Raw genomic sequence first — 15265 nt, forward strand, 5'->3', positions numbered from 1 at the left:
TATCTCCTGACCTATACTTGTTTCCTAGCGGTCACGGGAGACCGCTCGCGACCGGCAAATGGCCTGAAACCCATAGGAACCGAGACTTGAAGCTTTCGTCTACACCAACTCACCTGAACATACTTGTGGTCAGCACCTCGCCCGACCTGGATCAGCTACAGGCGCAACTGCATTCCACGACCGTACAGGTAGCACTGAAGTCTGCTCACAGCTTCGCTGGCGCCCTGGCGGAAATCAGCAGCGGCCAAAGCCATCATGCCGTACTGCTCGATCAGCACCTCGCAGAGGGCAGCGGTCTTACCCTCCTGCAACATATTCGCGGAATTTCGGGACAGCAGATTGTGATCATCCTCAGCGACGCGGACGATCTGGAGGCTGGTCTGGCAAGCCTGGAGGCCGGTGCACAGGATTTCATACCACGCGCCGAGCTCAGCGTGGAGCGCCTGACGAGGTCCATACTGAAGTCGCAATTGCATGCGAGCCTTGATCAGAAACTTCAGCAGAGCCTCGCCAATGCCCAGAACCTGTCTGAGCGGGATTCGCTCACCGGTCTGGCCAATCGTTATCTGTTTGATGAAACGCTCAAGGTCTGTCTGACGAACAATCGTGGCAAGACGACCAAGTTGGCCTTGTTCCTGTTCGACCTGGATCGCTTCAAATTCATCAATGACTCCTACGGCCACGTGGTGGGAGATCGCCTGCTGCAGCAGTTCGCCTCACGGATGTCGACATTGCTGCGGCCGGATGAAATGTTCGCCCGCCTAGGGGGGGACGAATTTGCCCTGCTGGTGACGAATCTGCGAAGTGACAAGCCGGTCAGTAATATAGCCAATCGCATACTGCGCTCACTGTCAGATCCATTTGAAATCGAGCGGCATGTGCTGCCGGTGACCACGAGCATCGGCATCGTGGTGTCGCCCGAGAACGGTCTCAGTTCTGAAGACCTGCTGAAGAACGCTGACATTGCGATGTATCGCGCAAAGAAAAGTGGCAGAAACACCTTCTGCTTCTTTTCCGATGACATGCAGCATCATTACCATCAGCAGCAAACCACCGAACTCAAACTTCGCCAGTCCATCGAACGCAATCAGTTCATGCTCCACTATCAGCCGATCGTCAAGTGTGGCGAGGGTAGCGATCAATCGATCATCGGTGCGGAAGCCTTGTTGCGCTGGTGTGAAGATGGCACCACGATGCGCATGCCAGACAAATTTCTGAAGGTGGCCGAAGAAACGGGCCTCATGGGCGCCATCGGTGAATGGGTCATCCGTGAAGCCTGCGCAAGACTCGCTGACATTCGTGCGGCGCTGGATGGGCAGCAGCGCGACGAATTTTGCATGTCGATCAATGTGTCGCCGACGCAGCTGACCGATGGCAGTGTCGTTCTGGCAATCGAAGAAATGATCAGTACTTACCAGCTGCCGCCACAGAGCCTTGAACTCGAATTGACGGAAACGGCCTTCGTCGAGGATGCGGGCATGATCGAAAAAAGTATCAATGCCATTGCCGCTCTCGGCTGCAGGATTGCCCTGGATGATTTCGGCACCGGGTATTCGTCGATCCAGCACCTCCAGCGCTTCCCGATCTCCACAGTCAAGATTGATCGTTGCCTGATGCCGGACCCCACACAAACGGGCCTTGCCGGAGAGCCTGGAGCTGCCATGCTCAGTAACTCGGGTGGGTATCTGCATACGCTGGCCCTGTTGAAGGGCTTGCTCGCGATGCTGAACTCTCTCCAACTCACTACCACGGCGGAAGGCGTGGAAACTGAAGAGCACATCAAGCTGTGCATGAAAATGGGCGCGACGAGGATGCAGGGCTGGTACTATTCCAAAGCCGTACCCTTTGAAGAGTTCATGATCATGCTTGGTAATAAAACGTGCAGCAGGGCCACCTGAAAATCTGGCAGGTCAGTGACGGCAAGCCGGGTCATGCCAAACAGGCGACAGCGCTGATAGAAGCGCTTGCAGGTTTGCGAAAGATTCAACACGCCGTCCTGCCCCCCTGGCCTCTCACGAAAGTGTTGACCACCCTACTTCGCCCCAGGGGCAGCGGCTCGCAACAGCAGTCCGGATTGGTGATTGGCGTTGGCCATGGCACACATCCGACGGTACTTGCGCTGCAACGACAATTGGGCGCCCGCAGCGCGATCATCATGAATCCGAGCCTTCCGGCCAGGCTGTTCGATGTTGTGATTACGCCTTTTCATGATGGCTTCCAGCCGGGCGGCAACCGGCTGGTGACGCCGCTCTCGCTGGCACCAGTGCCTAAGTTCTCGAACCCGGACTATCGCCGCGGGCTGATCCTGCTGGGCGGCAAAAGTAGGCATTTTGAATGGGATAATGAAGACGTTCTTCAACAGATGAGCACACTGGCCGAACGCTATCCGGCCGTGCAGTGGCAGGCCACGACCTCAAGACGTACTCCGGCTGCGCTTGTAGCGGCCGCAGATGTCCTGCCTGCTTCCATCAAACTGCTCGACTGGACAGCGCTGCCAAGCGACTGGCTGCAGCACAGCCTGCCTGAAGCCGGACATATATGGATCACTGAAGACTCGGCGTCGATGCTTGCCGAGGCCATGAATACCCAAGCCTGTGTGGGACTCATCAAGCTCACTGATACGCAGAAGAAGAACAAGCTTCGTCGCGGCACAGGTGCACTGGAGGCGAAAGGCCAGCTTGCCACGCTGGAGCGTCCTTATGCAATGTCAGAAGATGTAGAAGCCGTACCGGCTGACCGCGCTTGCGGTCAGCGTGAAAATCCCAACATCGTGTGCGCACAGTCGCTGTTGGCCATGCTCGACCTTTAAGGCTCTGCATGGCAAATTCATCCTTCGAATTGCGCTCGACACTTACAAGAATCTTCCAGAGAACAACAGGTGCAAAAACCGAATCATTCGCAATCCAGGCCCGGCAACGCCGCCGGCAGCACAGCAAGTTCTCAGCCGTCTCAGCCAGGCACGTATCATAGCGACCGGCACAGCAGGCCTCTGCACATCGTGCAAGTGCTGCCCGAGTTGCAATCAGGCGGCGTCGAGCGCGGTACGATCGAATTTTCGCGCTACCTTGTTGAACAGGGCCATCGTTCCACCGTCATCTCCAATGGTGGGCGACTGGTTCGTCAACTGGAGGCCGACGGCGGCCACCATATTTCCATTCCCATTCATCGCAAGAGCCCCGCATCGCTGAGATATGTTGCACCGCTTCGGCAAGCGCTGTTTGCGCTGCATCCAGACATCGTGCATGTCCGCTCGCGAATGCCAGCCTGGCTCACTTGGCTCGCCATGCGCAAATTTTCCGAAAGGGAGCGGCCTGTAGTGGTCAGCACCTTCCACGGTCTGTATTCGGTCAATCGCTACAGCGCGATTATGAGCCGTGCCAATGCCGTCATTGCCATATCGCGCTGCGTGCGAGACTACATCGTCGACAACTATCGACTCGAAGCGGCGTCAATCAAGGTGATTCCAAGAGGCGTCGATATTGCCCAGTTTCCGCCTCGGACTGAGGCGAGCGCTGAATGGACCGCGCGCTACCGCGATGAATTTCCACTCGGCCGCGACCGCTTTATCCTGCTGATGCCTGGTCGGCTCACCCGATGGAAAGGACAGCTCGACTTTCTCAAGCTGATTGCCAGCCTGAAGCATGAAGCACCCGGCCAGTATTACGGCGTGATCGTGGGCGAGCCTGACCAGGGGAAAACGGCCTACCTGGACGAACTCACCAAGACAGCCCAGTCACTAGGCATCATGCAGGATCTGGCTTTCGCCGGTCACCGCAGCGATATGACCGAGTGGTATGCGGCAGCGTCTGCTGTGTTCAACCTGTCAACACAGCCAGAGCCCTTCGGTCGAACGGTCGTAGAGGCGCTGGCGACGGGCACCCCTGTCATTGCCTACGACCAGGGCGGGCCGGCGGAGGTTCTGGAGGATATCTATCCAGCAGGGCTGGTCAAAACAGGTGACCTTGCCCAGCTTGCACGTCAGACGCGAGCGTTATGTGAGCATGTCGAGGCCCAGCCGCCCATCGAATTCGGCAGCCCCTATACACTGGCAGCCCAAAGCGAAGCCACGCTGGCTGTGTATCGATCCGCCCTGTCGCTGAATAACTGAGGTCTGCCCGTAGAAGCCAGCCGTACCCAATGAGACTTCACACAACCATTCAAGACAGGAGTTTCTGCCATGGCGGATCATATTCTCATCGTTGTCAGTGGACATCAGACACTCGGCGATTCAGGTGAACCGACAGGCTGGTTTTGCAGCGAGGTTAGCCACCCGCTCGAGGTCTTTCGTGAGGCGGGCTTCAACGTCACCTTTTGCAGCCCGCAGGGTGGCGCGACCCAGCCAGATCCCGGCTCACTGGATAGAAGCGACCCGCTGAACAGCAAACTGCTCGACAACAAGGCAGACATGGAATCTCTCGCCACGACCTTCAAACCCGAAGAACTTGATGGCACTGCTTATAAGGCCATCTTCTTCGCGGGAGGCCATGGCACCATGTGGGACTTCCCCGATCATGCAGGTCTTCGCAAGCTCATTCAGTCGTGCTACGACTCCGGTAACGTTGTTTCAGCGGTTTGTCATGGCCCGGCGGCTCTGGTGAACGCAAAGCTTGGAGATGGCAGCTACCTCGTGGCAGGCAAGGATGTCACCTGCTTTACCGACTCTGAAGAGGCCGCTGTGGAGAAGGATGACATTGTTCCCTTCCTGCTTGAGAGCCGCATGCGAGAACGTGGAGCGACCGTCCACACCGCACCAGACTTCGGCGTATGCGTTCAGGTGAGCGAGCGACTGGTGACAGGCCAGAACCCGGCCTCTGCACAGGCTACGGCCCAAGCTGTGGTCGATCTCGTCTTCAATAGCGACAAACGTGTGGTGGCTCACGCCTGATTGTGACCAGAGGGCTGCTCAGCGCTCGTGAGATAGCAATGCTACCTCACGATCCCCGCCCAAAGCCTTGTTGAGCAGCCTCACTTTTCGATTGATAAAGCGTCTATCCATGATGCTCTCTATCGTCGGATCACTGGTCTTGACAATGTCATCCACAAACTCCACCAGGCCATCGGTTTGGTTGTCGTCCAGATCGGCGTAAGCGACGTTGATGCATGACTCGACCAGCTTGCCCACGACAATGGCGTCCTTTCGGCCGTACTCTCTTATGGGACCAAGCGTGGTGTACAAGAGCTCGAGAAAATCCTTCGCCGTGTAGAACATTCTTGGCTCCCCATCATCGTCGCACTCGACATCGAAACCCGGATGCCGGGCAAAATCGGCAAAGAGAATCGACAGCATGTCGAGCGCACGAATGGCCGTACCGGGATCGTTGATACCCGGACTCAGCGCCTTGATGGCGATCTCCGAGATCTGATTGAAGCCGAAGGTATAATGATCATCAGCGATTTCTGCAATATAAAAGGTAAAGCAATCCAGTATCGCTTTTACGACGTCATCATCGATCTTGCTATTTACCTTGACCATTGGCCTGCCTTTGGCCACGAATTCACCCCGATGCACCAGCGTCACCAGGCAGATATCGTTGTCTGACAGTATCTTCATCAGTTCGGTGATATTCGATTTCTTGAAGTAGCCGGTATGATCGTTCTGAATATCTATCCAGTCATCAATATCTGGCATTGACTGGTCGTCCCTGGAATCCTTGAGCCGCTCCAGACGATTGGCTATTTCACCGCGGGTTCTTTCGAAGATCGAATCCATCACGAAGTCGACCTGGATCGAGCGTGTAATCGAGTGGATGAAATACACGAAGAGCGCTAGCGAAACAATTCCAAAAAGCATGGCGAAGAAAATGCCAAGACCGGGCACCTTGAATCCATCGTCCACGCTATTGATATTGGTCAGCAGCACCAGCGAGAAAATAATGGTGCCTATGTAAACCCCAAGCGTTCTCTGGTGCTGAGGCTTGGTGATGAGGCCTGGTATGATTCGCGGTGACAGTGTGGCGGAGGCCCTTGTCAGCACCACCATGACCATGGAAAAGCTGAACACCGTCAGCGAAATGATGCCGCCCACAAGCGTGCCCAATATGGTTCGCGCGTTCTCGGCGTCATCGACGAAGAGAGTCGGCCAGTTATCTTTGAGACTCTGTGTCTGCGGCTGATATTCAAGATAGATTATCAGGAAATAGAACAGGAACATGCCAACTGCGACCACCGTCGGCACGAAGGCGATACTGTTGAAGACCCGCTGCACGAGGCGGAAGATCGCATTTTTCAGTCTTCTCATGTTGTCTGCCGATAGTGTTTCAAGACGATCTGATTCGAGCCGGTTCCGGCTCACTCAGCAGCTCGAGTGTGAAGGTTTCAAAGGCATCCAGGTCACAGGAGCGCCCTGAGGCTCTGGCAAGCTCGAGTCTGTCGAACATGGCTTCGTCCTCCTGATACTGAACAAGCTTGCAGAGCACTGTCGGATGGATATAGTACTCCCGACAAATGGTAATCGTATTCCCGAGCTTGGCTGCCACCAGTTTCACCAGCTGAGTTTCAAACTTTCGCTGCGGATGTTCGCGGACCAGCTTGACCGCTGAAGTAAACTGACGGGTAGCCTCTACGGTGCCGCCCCATGTTCGAAAGCCTTTTGCTGTGAAAGGCTGACCACTGATAGCCTGAATGTACTGATTCACATCATGGCTGTCGATGGCGCGATAACTTTTCGCTTCGCGGTCGTAATAACGGAACAGCTCATAACCAGGCAGTTCGCTCACAGCTTTCAACAGCTTTTCGAGCTTCCGGTCAGCAATCTGGATTGAACGGTATTTTCCACTCTTTGCCCGGTACTGCAGAGCGAGATGTCCGTTCTCTGCGTGTACATGCTTGCGCCTGAGTGTAGTGGCGCCGTAGGTCTGATTGGTATTGGTATAAGCCTGGTTTCCGATCCGAAGATGATAGGTGTCGAGAAGCCGGACCACCAGGGCGAGAACTTTTTCGCGTGGCCAGTCACGACGACGGAGGTCAGCGTCGAGCCGCTCTCTTATCGCAGGAAGTGCTTTTGCAAAATCGATCAGACCGGAAAATTTGCTGGCCTGGCGGTGTTTGCTCCATTCATCGTGATAACGGTACTGTTTGCGGTTCCGATCATCGTAACCGGTTGCCTGAAGATGACCGTTGGGCAAACTGCAGATCCACACCCGTTGCCAGTTCGGTGGAATGACCAGGGCCCGGATGCGCTCGAGCTGGGCAGGATCGCTCAATCTGATTCCGGCTTCGTCCATGTAGGTGAAGCCACGCCCACAGCGGCGTCTCAGGAAGCCTGGAGTGCTGTCATCAACATACGTCAGGTGCCTGGGACAAGTCGGTATTGTAGGCGCTTTCAACCTGGTTCCTTCCATTCGCCTTTGCTCGGTATAGCGCCGCGTCCGCTGCTGCCAGTATATTGGAAAAGCCGTGATCCTGCGGGACGACACCAGTTTGAGCAACGTCCATCTGCAGGCCCTGGAGCTGGCTCAGACAGGCAACGCCTATGCTCATGGTAATATCGATGCCCAGAGGCCTGCTGGTCTGCACGGCCCAGCGAAAACGGTCAGCCTTGTGTACGGCGTCGACGAGGGAGCAGTTTGGCAACAACAGCACAAGCTCTTCCCCGCCAATTCTAAAGGCGTAATCTTCAGTACGGGTATGTTGACTCATCAGCTTTGCGACCGCCTGCAAAATATCATCGCCAGCCTGGTGTCCAAACCTGTCATTCACCTGCTTGAAATGATCGATGTCGCACATCAACACGCTATAATCACCGTCATGGCGCAGGGCATTGGCGTGAACACGTTGGGCAATACTCTCCAGGGCATGTCTATTGAGCAGTCCCGTGAGCTGGTCTGTCAGCGCCATCGTCTCGAGGCGACTCTGTTCCTGTTCGATTCGACGCCGTTCCTGGTAGTCAGCCCACACACCGACCACGCGGCTGTGCAACTCTTCCAGAGAGACCGGCTTTATCAATACGTCATCGGCGCCAGCAGCAAGCATCTGCATCTTCTGAGCCTGATCCTGCAGGCCGGAGACAATAAAGCATGGCAGTAAGCGCCCCTGGGCACTTCCCTTGATACTCCGGACCAGAGAGAGCCCCGTCAATGTACCTTCCACCATGACATCAGCAACAACGACGTCGTAATCTTCCTTGAGCGTGGACTTCAGGGCGTTTCGCGCACTGGTAAAATGACTGACGCGAAAGCCCTTGGCATTGAAGTACTCAATGAAAAGCGTATAAATAGATGGACTGTCCTCGACGTAGAGCATATGCAGCGGCTTGTCCGGTAACACGGCCGCCATTTGGAAATCCGACACCAGACGATCAAGCGCCGCCGAGTCACCAGACTTGATCACGTCCGTTGCGCCGGCAACCAGCAGGGCATGAAGCGTAGTCTCTTCGAGACGATCTACCACCACGATGACCGGAGTGAGCGCATTATTTTCAGTCTGACGACACTGCCGAACCAGATGCCTCACGCGCTCGAGGAGAGATTCGTAGTTCTGCGCCCGCACCTTCACGACATGGTCACTATCCACGATGCTTGGATCCAGGCCCTTCTCCGGCTCGGAGGACTCAGGGAGGTAGACAAGAATGAGATCCTGCTTCTCAGCCTCTATATGAGTCAACGCCACATCGAGATCGGCAAAATCGCTGATCTGCATGTGTGTCGAGTCCACCTGTGCCTTGCTCCATAGGCGCCGGAATTGAAACTGCTCTGTACTGTCAATCTGGCATATCATCAAAACGGTATCTTGACCCTGCTTCAGTAATGGGTTCCGCACGAATAAGGTATGCAAATCCCGAGCCGGCTGAGAGCTATCCACACAATAGACCTGATTTTACCTTATCCATGAATCGATAGGCTCTGTTAATTAAGAGGTCGGACAATCTTTCAGGACCGGACATTTCCATTAAAATTACAATCGCCTTGTATTTGATTCAACGATTGTAACCCTTAAAAACTAGTTTACGTTGGGGAACTCGGCAATAGTCATTTCTGCTCGAAATCACTATAAAGTGCAGCCTGCAAGGGTTTCGGCGCTATTTAATATTCATCTGATGACATTTGAAGGCCGCCTGGCACGATTCTCGCTAGATAATTCAGCGAGTGCCAACCACAGGCATACACTGAAGCAACAAGGAGTTGATATGAATTGGGACCAAGTAGAAGGTAACTGGAAGCAGCTCAAAGGTAAGGTCCAGCAGAAGTGGGGTAAACTCACGGATGACGATCTCGATATTGCCAAAGGCCACAAGGAAGAGTTACTCGGAAAGATCCAGGAGAAGTACGGTATCTCCCGTGATGAAGCCGAGAAGCAGCTAAATGACTTCGAAAGCAGCATCTAATAGCGCTGTCAGCCAAGAAAAAGCCCCTGCTCAGTCAGGGGCTTTTTTGTGAAAATCGCTTTTCCAGAAGACTCAGCAGAACCTTCATGGTAATAGGCTTCTCGACATAAGCATCGAATCCTGATTGTACCGCACGAGATTTCATCTCGGTCTGGGTATGTCCCGTGGTGGCTACGCAGAACAACGCTTCGTGTCTGAGCCCTTCCTCCTCCAGCGCCCTCATCACTTCGAAACCATCCATATCTGGCAGCGATATATCCAGCAACAGCGCGTCAGGTCTGAAGCGCCTTAAGCGATGGACGGCATCGAACCCGGTATTGGCGACCTCAACCTCGAAGCCGTGCGCTGTCAGGAGCGCCTGCATCGCAGAGGTCACGTCGATATGATCATCCACCACGAGTATCTTGCGTTTCGAACTGGACATTCGCTCATGCGGCAACTGAAACCCACTCTGACGAGCGCGATGAAGACGAGCCTCCCACGCCTCGCCGCCTTTATTCTGCATGAAAAATTCTATCCGCCTGAGCAAGGCGCCAATATTGATAGGTTTGGCGAGATAATCGTCGCATCCAAGCCCAATGATCATTTCACGGTCCCCTTTCATCGCCGCAGCGGTAATCGCTATGATCGGCTGCTTGCAGCCCCTTCGCCTGAGCTCATGCACCGCAGTCCTGCCATCCATACGGGGCATCTGCATGTCCATCAGCACTATATCGATCGCTGACTCGTCATGAAGTGAATCCATGAATGCTTCGACAGCTTCTTCACCGTTCTGCGCCTGCACTACCGTACCACCACAGCTTTCTATGGCGCTGGCCAGGTAGCTGCGAATATCATCATTATCGTCGGCCACAAGCGCTCGGATTGGAAGTAGCGGGCGCTGAGCATCTGCCTCCATGGTGACGGCAACCGCATCGAGCAGGCCGGCGCTCAGCGTAGCTCCGTCCGGATGAATCAGCACTGGCAGGCGAAGGCAAAATAGGCTCCCGAGCCCGGGAGTACTTTCAAAACGCAGATCGCCAGCCATCCGTTCGGCCAGGTTCTTACTGATACTCAGGCCCAGCCCCGTGCCCTTCGCTTTCCTGACTTCTTCACCGCTGCCCCTGGAGAATGGCATGAAGAGCTGCCCATGAAATTCCTCGGGGATACCGATGCCCGTATCCTTGACAGTGAATTCGAGCATTCGAAAATTGTGAGCTGAGCAGGCTTCAAGGTGGCCAAACAGATCGGCCATATCGGCAGGCACTTCCGAAATGCTGCTGACTCCAACGGTGACAGTAATGCTGCCGTCGCCGGTGAACTTGATGGCATTGCCAATAAGGTTGTCAAGAATCTGCTTGAGGCGAACGGCATCGGTATTTACCCGCCGGGGCACCTGCTCAAGGATTTCGAAGCGCAGTGCAAGATTCTTCTCATCGCTGCGTGGGGAAGCCACCGCCAGAATATCCATGATGAGGTCCATGAGTTCGAAATCTTCGGGCTCGATGACCATCTTGCCCGCCTCGACCTTTGACAGATCGAGCAGGTCGTTGAGCAGTTCTTCCAGGTAGGTGCTGTTGCGCCTGATCACATTGATTTGATCCAGCGCGCGAGGATCCGCAATTTCAAGGCGAAGCAGTTCTGCAAAGCCGGCAATGGCAGTCAGGGGCGTTCGCAGTTCGTGACTGATCTTGGCCAGGAACTCCGACTTTGCCTGATTAGCGGCTCGAGCTTCGGCGGTCATCGCCTCGAGCTGTTGCTGATGCTGTTTGCGTTCAGTGATATCCACGAAGGTAATAACGGCACCTACGACCTTGCCCTTCTCATCAGTCTGCGGGTGACACCAGAGTTCCACTGGCACGGGCTGACCATCCCGACGCCAAAGCACCTCGGCATCAGAGTCGACCATCTGCCCGCTACTCAGACTCTGCATGATCAGACTCTCGGCCTCGGACATAGGCTCGCCTTCTGCGCTGGTATGCTGAATGGCTGCGTGAACCTTACTGCCAACCAGGAGCTCGGTTGAACTGTAGCCCAGCAGATTGACGGCGCTCTGGTTGCAAAAGGTACACCGTCCGGCAGCATCCACCCCGACGATGCCCTCGGCGGTGCTGTCCAGCAACAGTCGAATTCGACGAGCCGTGGCACTGGCCTTCTGCTCGCGCTTCCTGCTGGCAGAAACATCGAACTGACAGCCTATGAAATGGGTGATTTCACCAAGCTCATTCTTGACGGGCGTAATCGAAAGATCATTCCAGAAAGCGCTGCCATCCTTCCGGTAATTCTTTAGCGTCACGCGCACCGAACGCCGGGCTTCGATCGCCTGGCGAACTTTGTGGATAGAGACAGGGTCGGTGTCTTCGCCCTGAAGAAAACGACAGTTTCGCCCGAGCGCTTCCTCCCTGGTATAACCAGTCGTGTCGTAAAATCCAGCGTTGACGTAGGTAATGAGCCCAGATCTGGCATCGGTAATGACAATGCCCGCCTGTGAGACTTCGAGCGCCCGCTCTCGCAAAAACAGTTCGAAGTTGGCTGCCAGCCTGCTGCGGAGGTCAGTTGCGAGCACAAGGATGCTATGCTCACCGTCATCGAAACGGATACGCGACATCGACACTTCTACCGGAATCGGGCCGCCGCCACTGCGATTGATGACCTGGGCCTCACAGCTGGATGATCCTTCGGCGATCGCCTGTTCAAAGGCAGCCAGTGGCTGACTCCCGTTAAAGCTGCCCAGGGTATCGCGCACATGGGACTTGCTCAGAGTCGGCAAGTCGGTGCCAGTAAAATTGAGCAAGGTGCTATTGGCGTAGCTGATGCAACCATTCAGGTCGAGAAGCAGCGTCACGTGAGGAGACCGATCGCTCAGCTGTCTGAACTTGTCGGCTTCAAACTGTGCGCGCCTGAGTGAACTGATGTCGACCAGCATCAGGACTGTACCCGTGATGCGCTGAGACTTCTGTTCGCGATAAGGAAGCAGCCGAAGCAGATAACTCGTATTTTTGTGCGAATACACGCCGAGTTCGATCTCTGTCACGCCGCTGATGACCTCGCGAATATCATCTTCGAGGTTCTCCCGCTCAAGCGGCCTGGTGATGACTTCGAGACTTCGGCCCACATCATCAGGCACCAGGTCGAATATTCGCGCAGCCTCCGGAGTGAATCGACGGATGCGCAGGTCTTCACCGATGAACAGCACCCCGATTCGGGTATTCGCCATCAGGTTGTACATATCGTCGTTGGCTTCAGTCAGCTGGTGAATCTTGTTCTGGAACTCCAAATTTACCGTGTACAGTTCCTGGTTGAGCGACTGCAGCTCTTCGTTGGTGCTCTGCAGTTCTTCATTAGAGGAGACGAGTTCTTCATTCGACGCCTGCAGTTCTTCATTTGTGGTCTCCAGCTCTTCTATGGTCGCCTGCAGATCCTCCTGGGAAGCCTGCAGCTCGGCTTCGAGGCGGACGATGTGCTGGCGCGCCATTTCATCGATATCGACCGTGACGTCATCCAGCAAATCGATAGCCGCCACAGCCGAGGGGCGAAATGAGACCGCCATCAATGTGGGCGGCTCCGAGATCGTTCCGCATGGCCGAACTACCAGCTCGAAGCGACGGGACTTCTTCTGATTATCGTCGATCCTGAAGCCTTTGTAGCGGACTTCCTTTTTCAGTTCGCGAGCGCTATTGATCGCAGTGGCCACCGTCGAGCGCACATTGCCATCAAGCATGTCGACCAGCCGACGTGATACCCGGCCGGCATGAACGATCAGAAATTGCTCACCACCACCAAAGATGTGCATCAGCTCGCCCTGCTCATCGATAATGAACGTCGGCGGCATGTGATCCTGTAAAAGGCTCTCGAACAAGGCAGTCTGAACCCGTTCGCTGTCCCGCTGATTCCGTTGGGACGGCACCTGGCTTCCGGCATGAAACATTTCGGTTCGCGCTCGCAGACTCCCTCGGTCCGGTATTCTCAAGCGCACATCACGACGCTTCCGGAATAGCCTGGCCCGCTTGTCTATAACGTCGAATTCGTCGGCCAATTCGCCCAGGGATTCACTCGAGCCAAGCATGAGGATGCCCTGGGGTTTCAAACCAAAATGAAACAGCGAGATGACCTTACGCTGGACTTCAGGCTGGAAATAAATGAGCAGATTTCGACAGCTGACAAAGTCGAGGCTGGTAAATGGCGCATCACGGATAACGTCATGAGCCGCAAACGACACCAGCTTGCGAAGCTCAGGAATGACACGAAAATGTTCACCGTCCTGAACGAAGAAGGACTGTTGTCTCGATTCGCTCAACTCGCGGACGCTGTCCAGGCCGTAAAGGCCGGCAGAGGCAAAGCGCACAGACGACTGGTGCACGTCAGAGGCGAAAACCTTGAACCGTGGCGCTTCATGCATCCGCTTGAACTGTTCGAACAGCAACATCGCCATTGAATACGGCTCTTCACCAGTCGCACAGCCAGCGCACCATAGTCTGAGCTCCACAGATGCGTCTGTATTGTGCGCAAGAAACTGCGACACCAGCCTGGGTATGATCTGCTTTTCCAGTACCTGGAAGGCGACGCTATCACGGAAGAATCGCGTGACCCCGACCAGAAGATCCTTGTATAGGAGTTCGATTTCCTCAGGGTGCTCGTTGATAAAATCCAGGTAGGCCTTACTGCCGCGCCGACCGGTCAACAACATGCGACGCTCGATTCGACGACCGACTGTGCCAGTCTTGTATAGGCCGAAGTCGATACCGAAGGCATCTTGGAGCAAGGTAAAGACCGGACGAAACTCATCAAGTGATATTTCGCTCGTTGATGCAACGAAGCGGTCTGGAGAGAGCCCACTGCGAACAAAGCGTACCAGCGCATCCGGCATGTGCTCCGGCGCCAGCGACAGTGAGCTGACGCCGGTGGCTACAGCGCTGAGCGGCATACCATCAAAAGCAGCGCTCTCCTCGGACTGTGTAATAACCAGCCCGCCGGCACGCGCGATCTCGACAACACCCCTGGAGCCATCCGAGCCCGTACCAGAGAGCACGACCGCCACCGACCTATGTCCAAGCTCTCTGGCCAGAGAGCTGAAGAATGTATCTACCGGCAACGCCGGCTGATCAGCCGGATCCCGTTCGAGCAGCATCAACCGTCCGGCGCTGATCGTCATCGATTTGCCAGGGGGGAGCAGATACACCTCGTTTGGCGCTACCTCCATCTCATGGCCAGCAGGCTGCACGTGCAACTTAGTCTTTCGCGATAGCAGCTGTTCCATCTGGCTCTTGAAATCCGGAGACAGATGCTGAATGACAACGAAGGCCATTCCGGACAGATCCGGAACCGCAGCAAAGAATTTCTCAAGTGGCTCAAGCCCCCCAGCAGACGCACCAATCGCGACAATATGGAAAGCTTCTTGACCGCCGGCCACCGGCTGTTCAGACACTGGCACTTACATTCCTTTTCTTTTATAGGCTCTCGGGCTCGACGTAATAAACAGCAGGATCACCCCCTACAGATGTACTTCTTACATGGAAACAGCTCAAGAGAGAACGATTGACAATTAACAATGCGAGCACGACGAGCAAAGCGACAAGACAAAAATAGTTACTAAACTGTTTTTAATAGTGTTTTCCAGATCAGGCACTCTTATCGCATAGAACAAAGCATTGAGGAGCAACTCAATATCAAAAAAAGCAACGCAAGGAGTGAATTATGTTGTATTGGGCCCTAGTATTTTTCATCGTAGCAATTATCGCAGGTGCCATGGGATTCGGTGGTGTCGCGGGCGCTTCGTCCAGTATCGCCCAGATCCTGTTCTTCGTATTCCTGGTAGCACTGGTCATTTCCGTCATTATGCATTTCGCAAAAGGCCGGCGCTTATAACTGGTTAAAGTAGCATCCAAAGGCCTCCTCGTGAGGCCTTTTTTATGTCCAGTCGTGACCTTTCCCGAAAAGAATGGTATGAATAGCGGCAGTTTGCCG

10 protein-coding genes are annotated in these 15265 nt (G+C 54.8%); 6 read left to right on the forward strand and 4 right to left on the reverse strand.

Translation table 11 applies throughout. From position 1 onward, the window contains the following. Positions 1–86 precede the first annotated feature (86 nt). From ABD735_RS14475 to ABD735_RS14490, 4 genes are all read left to right on the forward strand, one after another. Positions 87–1898 carry a putative bifunctional diguanylate cyclase/phosphodiesterase gene (locus ABD735_RS14475; protein WP_344807650.1) on the forward strand — a complete coding sequence of 604 codons (1812 nt, stop codon included), beginning with the start codon at positions 87–89 and terminating at the stop codon, positions 1896–1898. Then, positions 1880–2809: an ELM1/GtrOC1 family putative glycosyltransferase gene (locus tag ABD735_RS14480; protein WP_344807652.1), complete on the forward strand. Its 930-nt coding sequence runs from the start codon at positions 1880–1882 to the stop codon at positions 2807–2809. The genes ABD735_RS14475 and ABD735_RS14480 overlap by 19 nt, the downstream gene beginning before the upstream one ends. A 189-nt stretch (positions 2810–2998) precedes the next feature. After that, positions 2999–4108 (forward strand): glycosyltransferase family 4 protein, encoded by a 1110-nt coding sequence (locus ABD735_RS14485; protein ID WP_344807654.1) that lies wholly within the window; start codon positions 2999–3001, stop codon positions 4106–4108. Between the two features lie 69 nt (positions 4109–4177). After that, entirely contained in the window at positions 4178–4885 is a 708-nt protein-coding gene (locus tag ABD735_RS14490) for a type 1 glutamine amidotransferase domain-containing protein (RefSeq protein WP_344807656.1), read from the forward strand. Positions 4886–4903: 18 nt separating this feature from the next. Here the strand turns inward: ABD735_RS14490 and ABD735_RS14495 are convergent, their stop codons facing one another. From ABD735_RS14495 to ABD735_RS14505, 3 genes are read right to left on the reverse strand one after another with little or no spacing between them, the layout of a single operon-like run. Next, positions 4904–6238 (reverse strand): DUF2254 domain-containing protein, encoded by a 1335-nt coding sequence (locus ABD735_RS14495; protein ID WP_344807658.1) that lies wholly within the window; start codon positions 6236–6238, stop codon positions 4904–4906. Between the two features lie 19 nt (positions 6239–6257). Next, positions 6258–7223, reverse strand: a complete 966-nt coding sequence (locus tag ABD735_RS14500) for a DNA topoisomerase IB (RefSeq protein WP_344807660.1) — start codon at positions 7221–7223, stop codon at positions 6258–6260. 52 nt (positions 7224–7275) lie between these two features. Continuing rightward, positions 7276–8637 carry a GGDEF domain-containing response regulator gene (locus ABD735_RS14505; protein ID WP_344807662.1) on the reverse strand — a complete coding sequence of 454 codons (1362 nt, stop codon included), beginning with the start codon at positions 8635–8637 and terminating at the stop codon, positions 7276–7278. A 487-nt stretch (positions 8638–9124) separates the two neighbouring features. Between ABD735_RS14505 and ABD735_RS14510 the strand changes: the two genes are divergently transcribed. Continuing rightward, positions 9125–9322, forward strand: coding sequence for a CsbD family protein (locus tag ABD735_RS14510; protein ID WP_344807664.1), 198 nt, complete (start codon positions 9125–9127; stop codon positions 9320–9322). Between the two features lie 34 nt (positions 9323–9356). Here the strand turns inward: ABD735_RS14510 and ABD735_RS14515 are convergent, their stop codons facing one another. Further along, entirely contained in the window at positions 9357–14732 is a 5376-nt protein-coding gene (locus ABD735_RS14515; RefSeq protein WP_344807666.1) for a chemotaxis protein CheB, read from the reverse strand. A 263-nt stretch (positions 14733–14995) separates the two neighbouring features. On the opposite strand from ABD735_RS14515, the gene ABD735_RS14520 reads away from it, so the two are divergent. Continuing rightward, on the forward strand, positions 14996–15166 hold the full coding sequence (locus tag ABD735_RS14520; protein ID WP_344807668.1) for a DUF1328 domain-containing protein: 171 nt from the start codon (positions 14996–14998) through the stop codon (positions 15164–15166). Positions 15167–15265: the final 99 nt, after the last annotated feature.

It is taken from the genome of Allohahella marinimesophila (assembly GCF_039538005.1).
In the GTDB taxonomy this organism is placed as follows: Bacteria; Pseudomonadota; Gammaproteobacteria; order Pseudomonadales; family Oleiphilaceae; genus Allohahella; species Allohahella marinimesophila.

Excerpts from the sequence above, each read along its gene's own strand:
- ABD735_RS14520 (WP_344807668.1), top strand. The coding sequence starts at position 14,996 with ATGTTGTATTGGGCCCTAGTATTTTTCATCGTAGCAATTATCGCAGGT.
- ABD735_RS14490 (WP_344807656.1), top strand. The coding sequence starts at position 4,178 with ATGGCGGATCATATTCTCATCGTTGTCAGTGGACATCAGACACTCGGC.
- ABD735_RS14510 (WP_344807664.1), top strand. The coding sequence starts at position 9,125 with ATGAATTGGGACCAAGTAGAAGGTAACTGGAAGCAGCTCAAAGGTAAG.
- ABD735_RS14500 (WP_344807660.1), bottom strand. The coding sequence starts at position 7,223 with ATGGACGAAGCCGGAATCAGATTGAGCGATCCTGCCCAGCTCGAGCGC.
- ABD735_RS14505 (WP_344807662.1), bottom strand. The coding sequence starts at position 8,637 with ATGCAGATCAGCGATTTTGCCGATCTCGATGTGGCGTTGACTCATATA.
- ABD735_RS14495 (WP_344807658.1), bottom strand. The coding sequence starts at position 6,238 with ATGAGAAGACTGAAAAATGCGATCTTCCGCCTCGTGCAGCGGGTCTTC.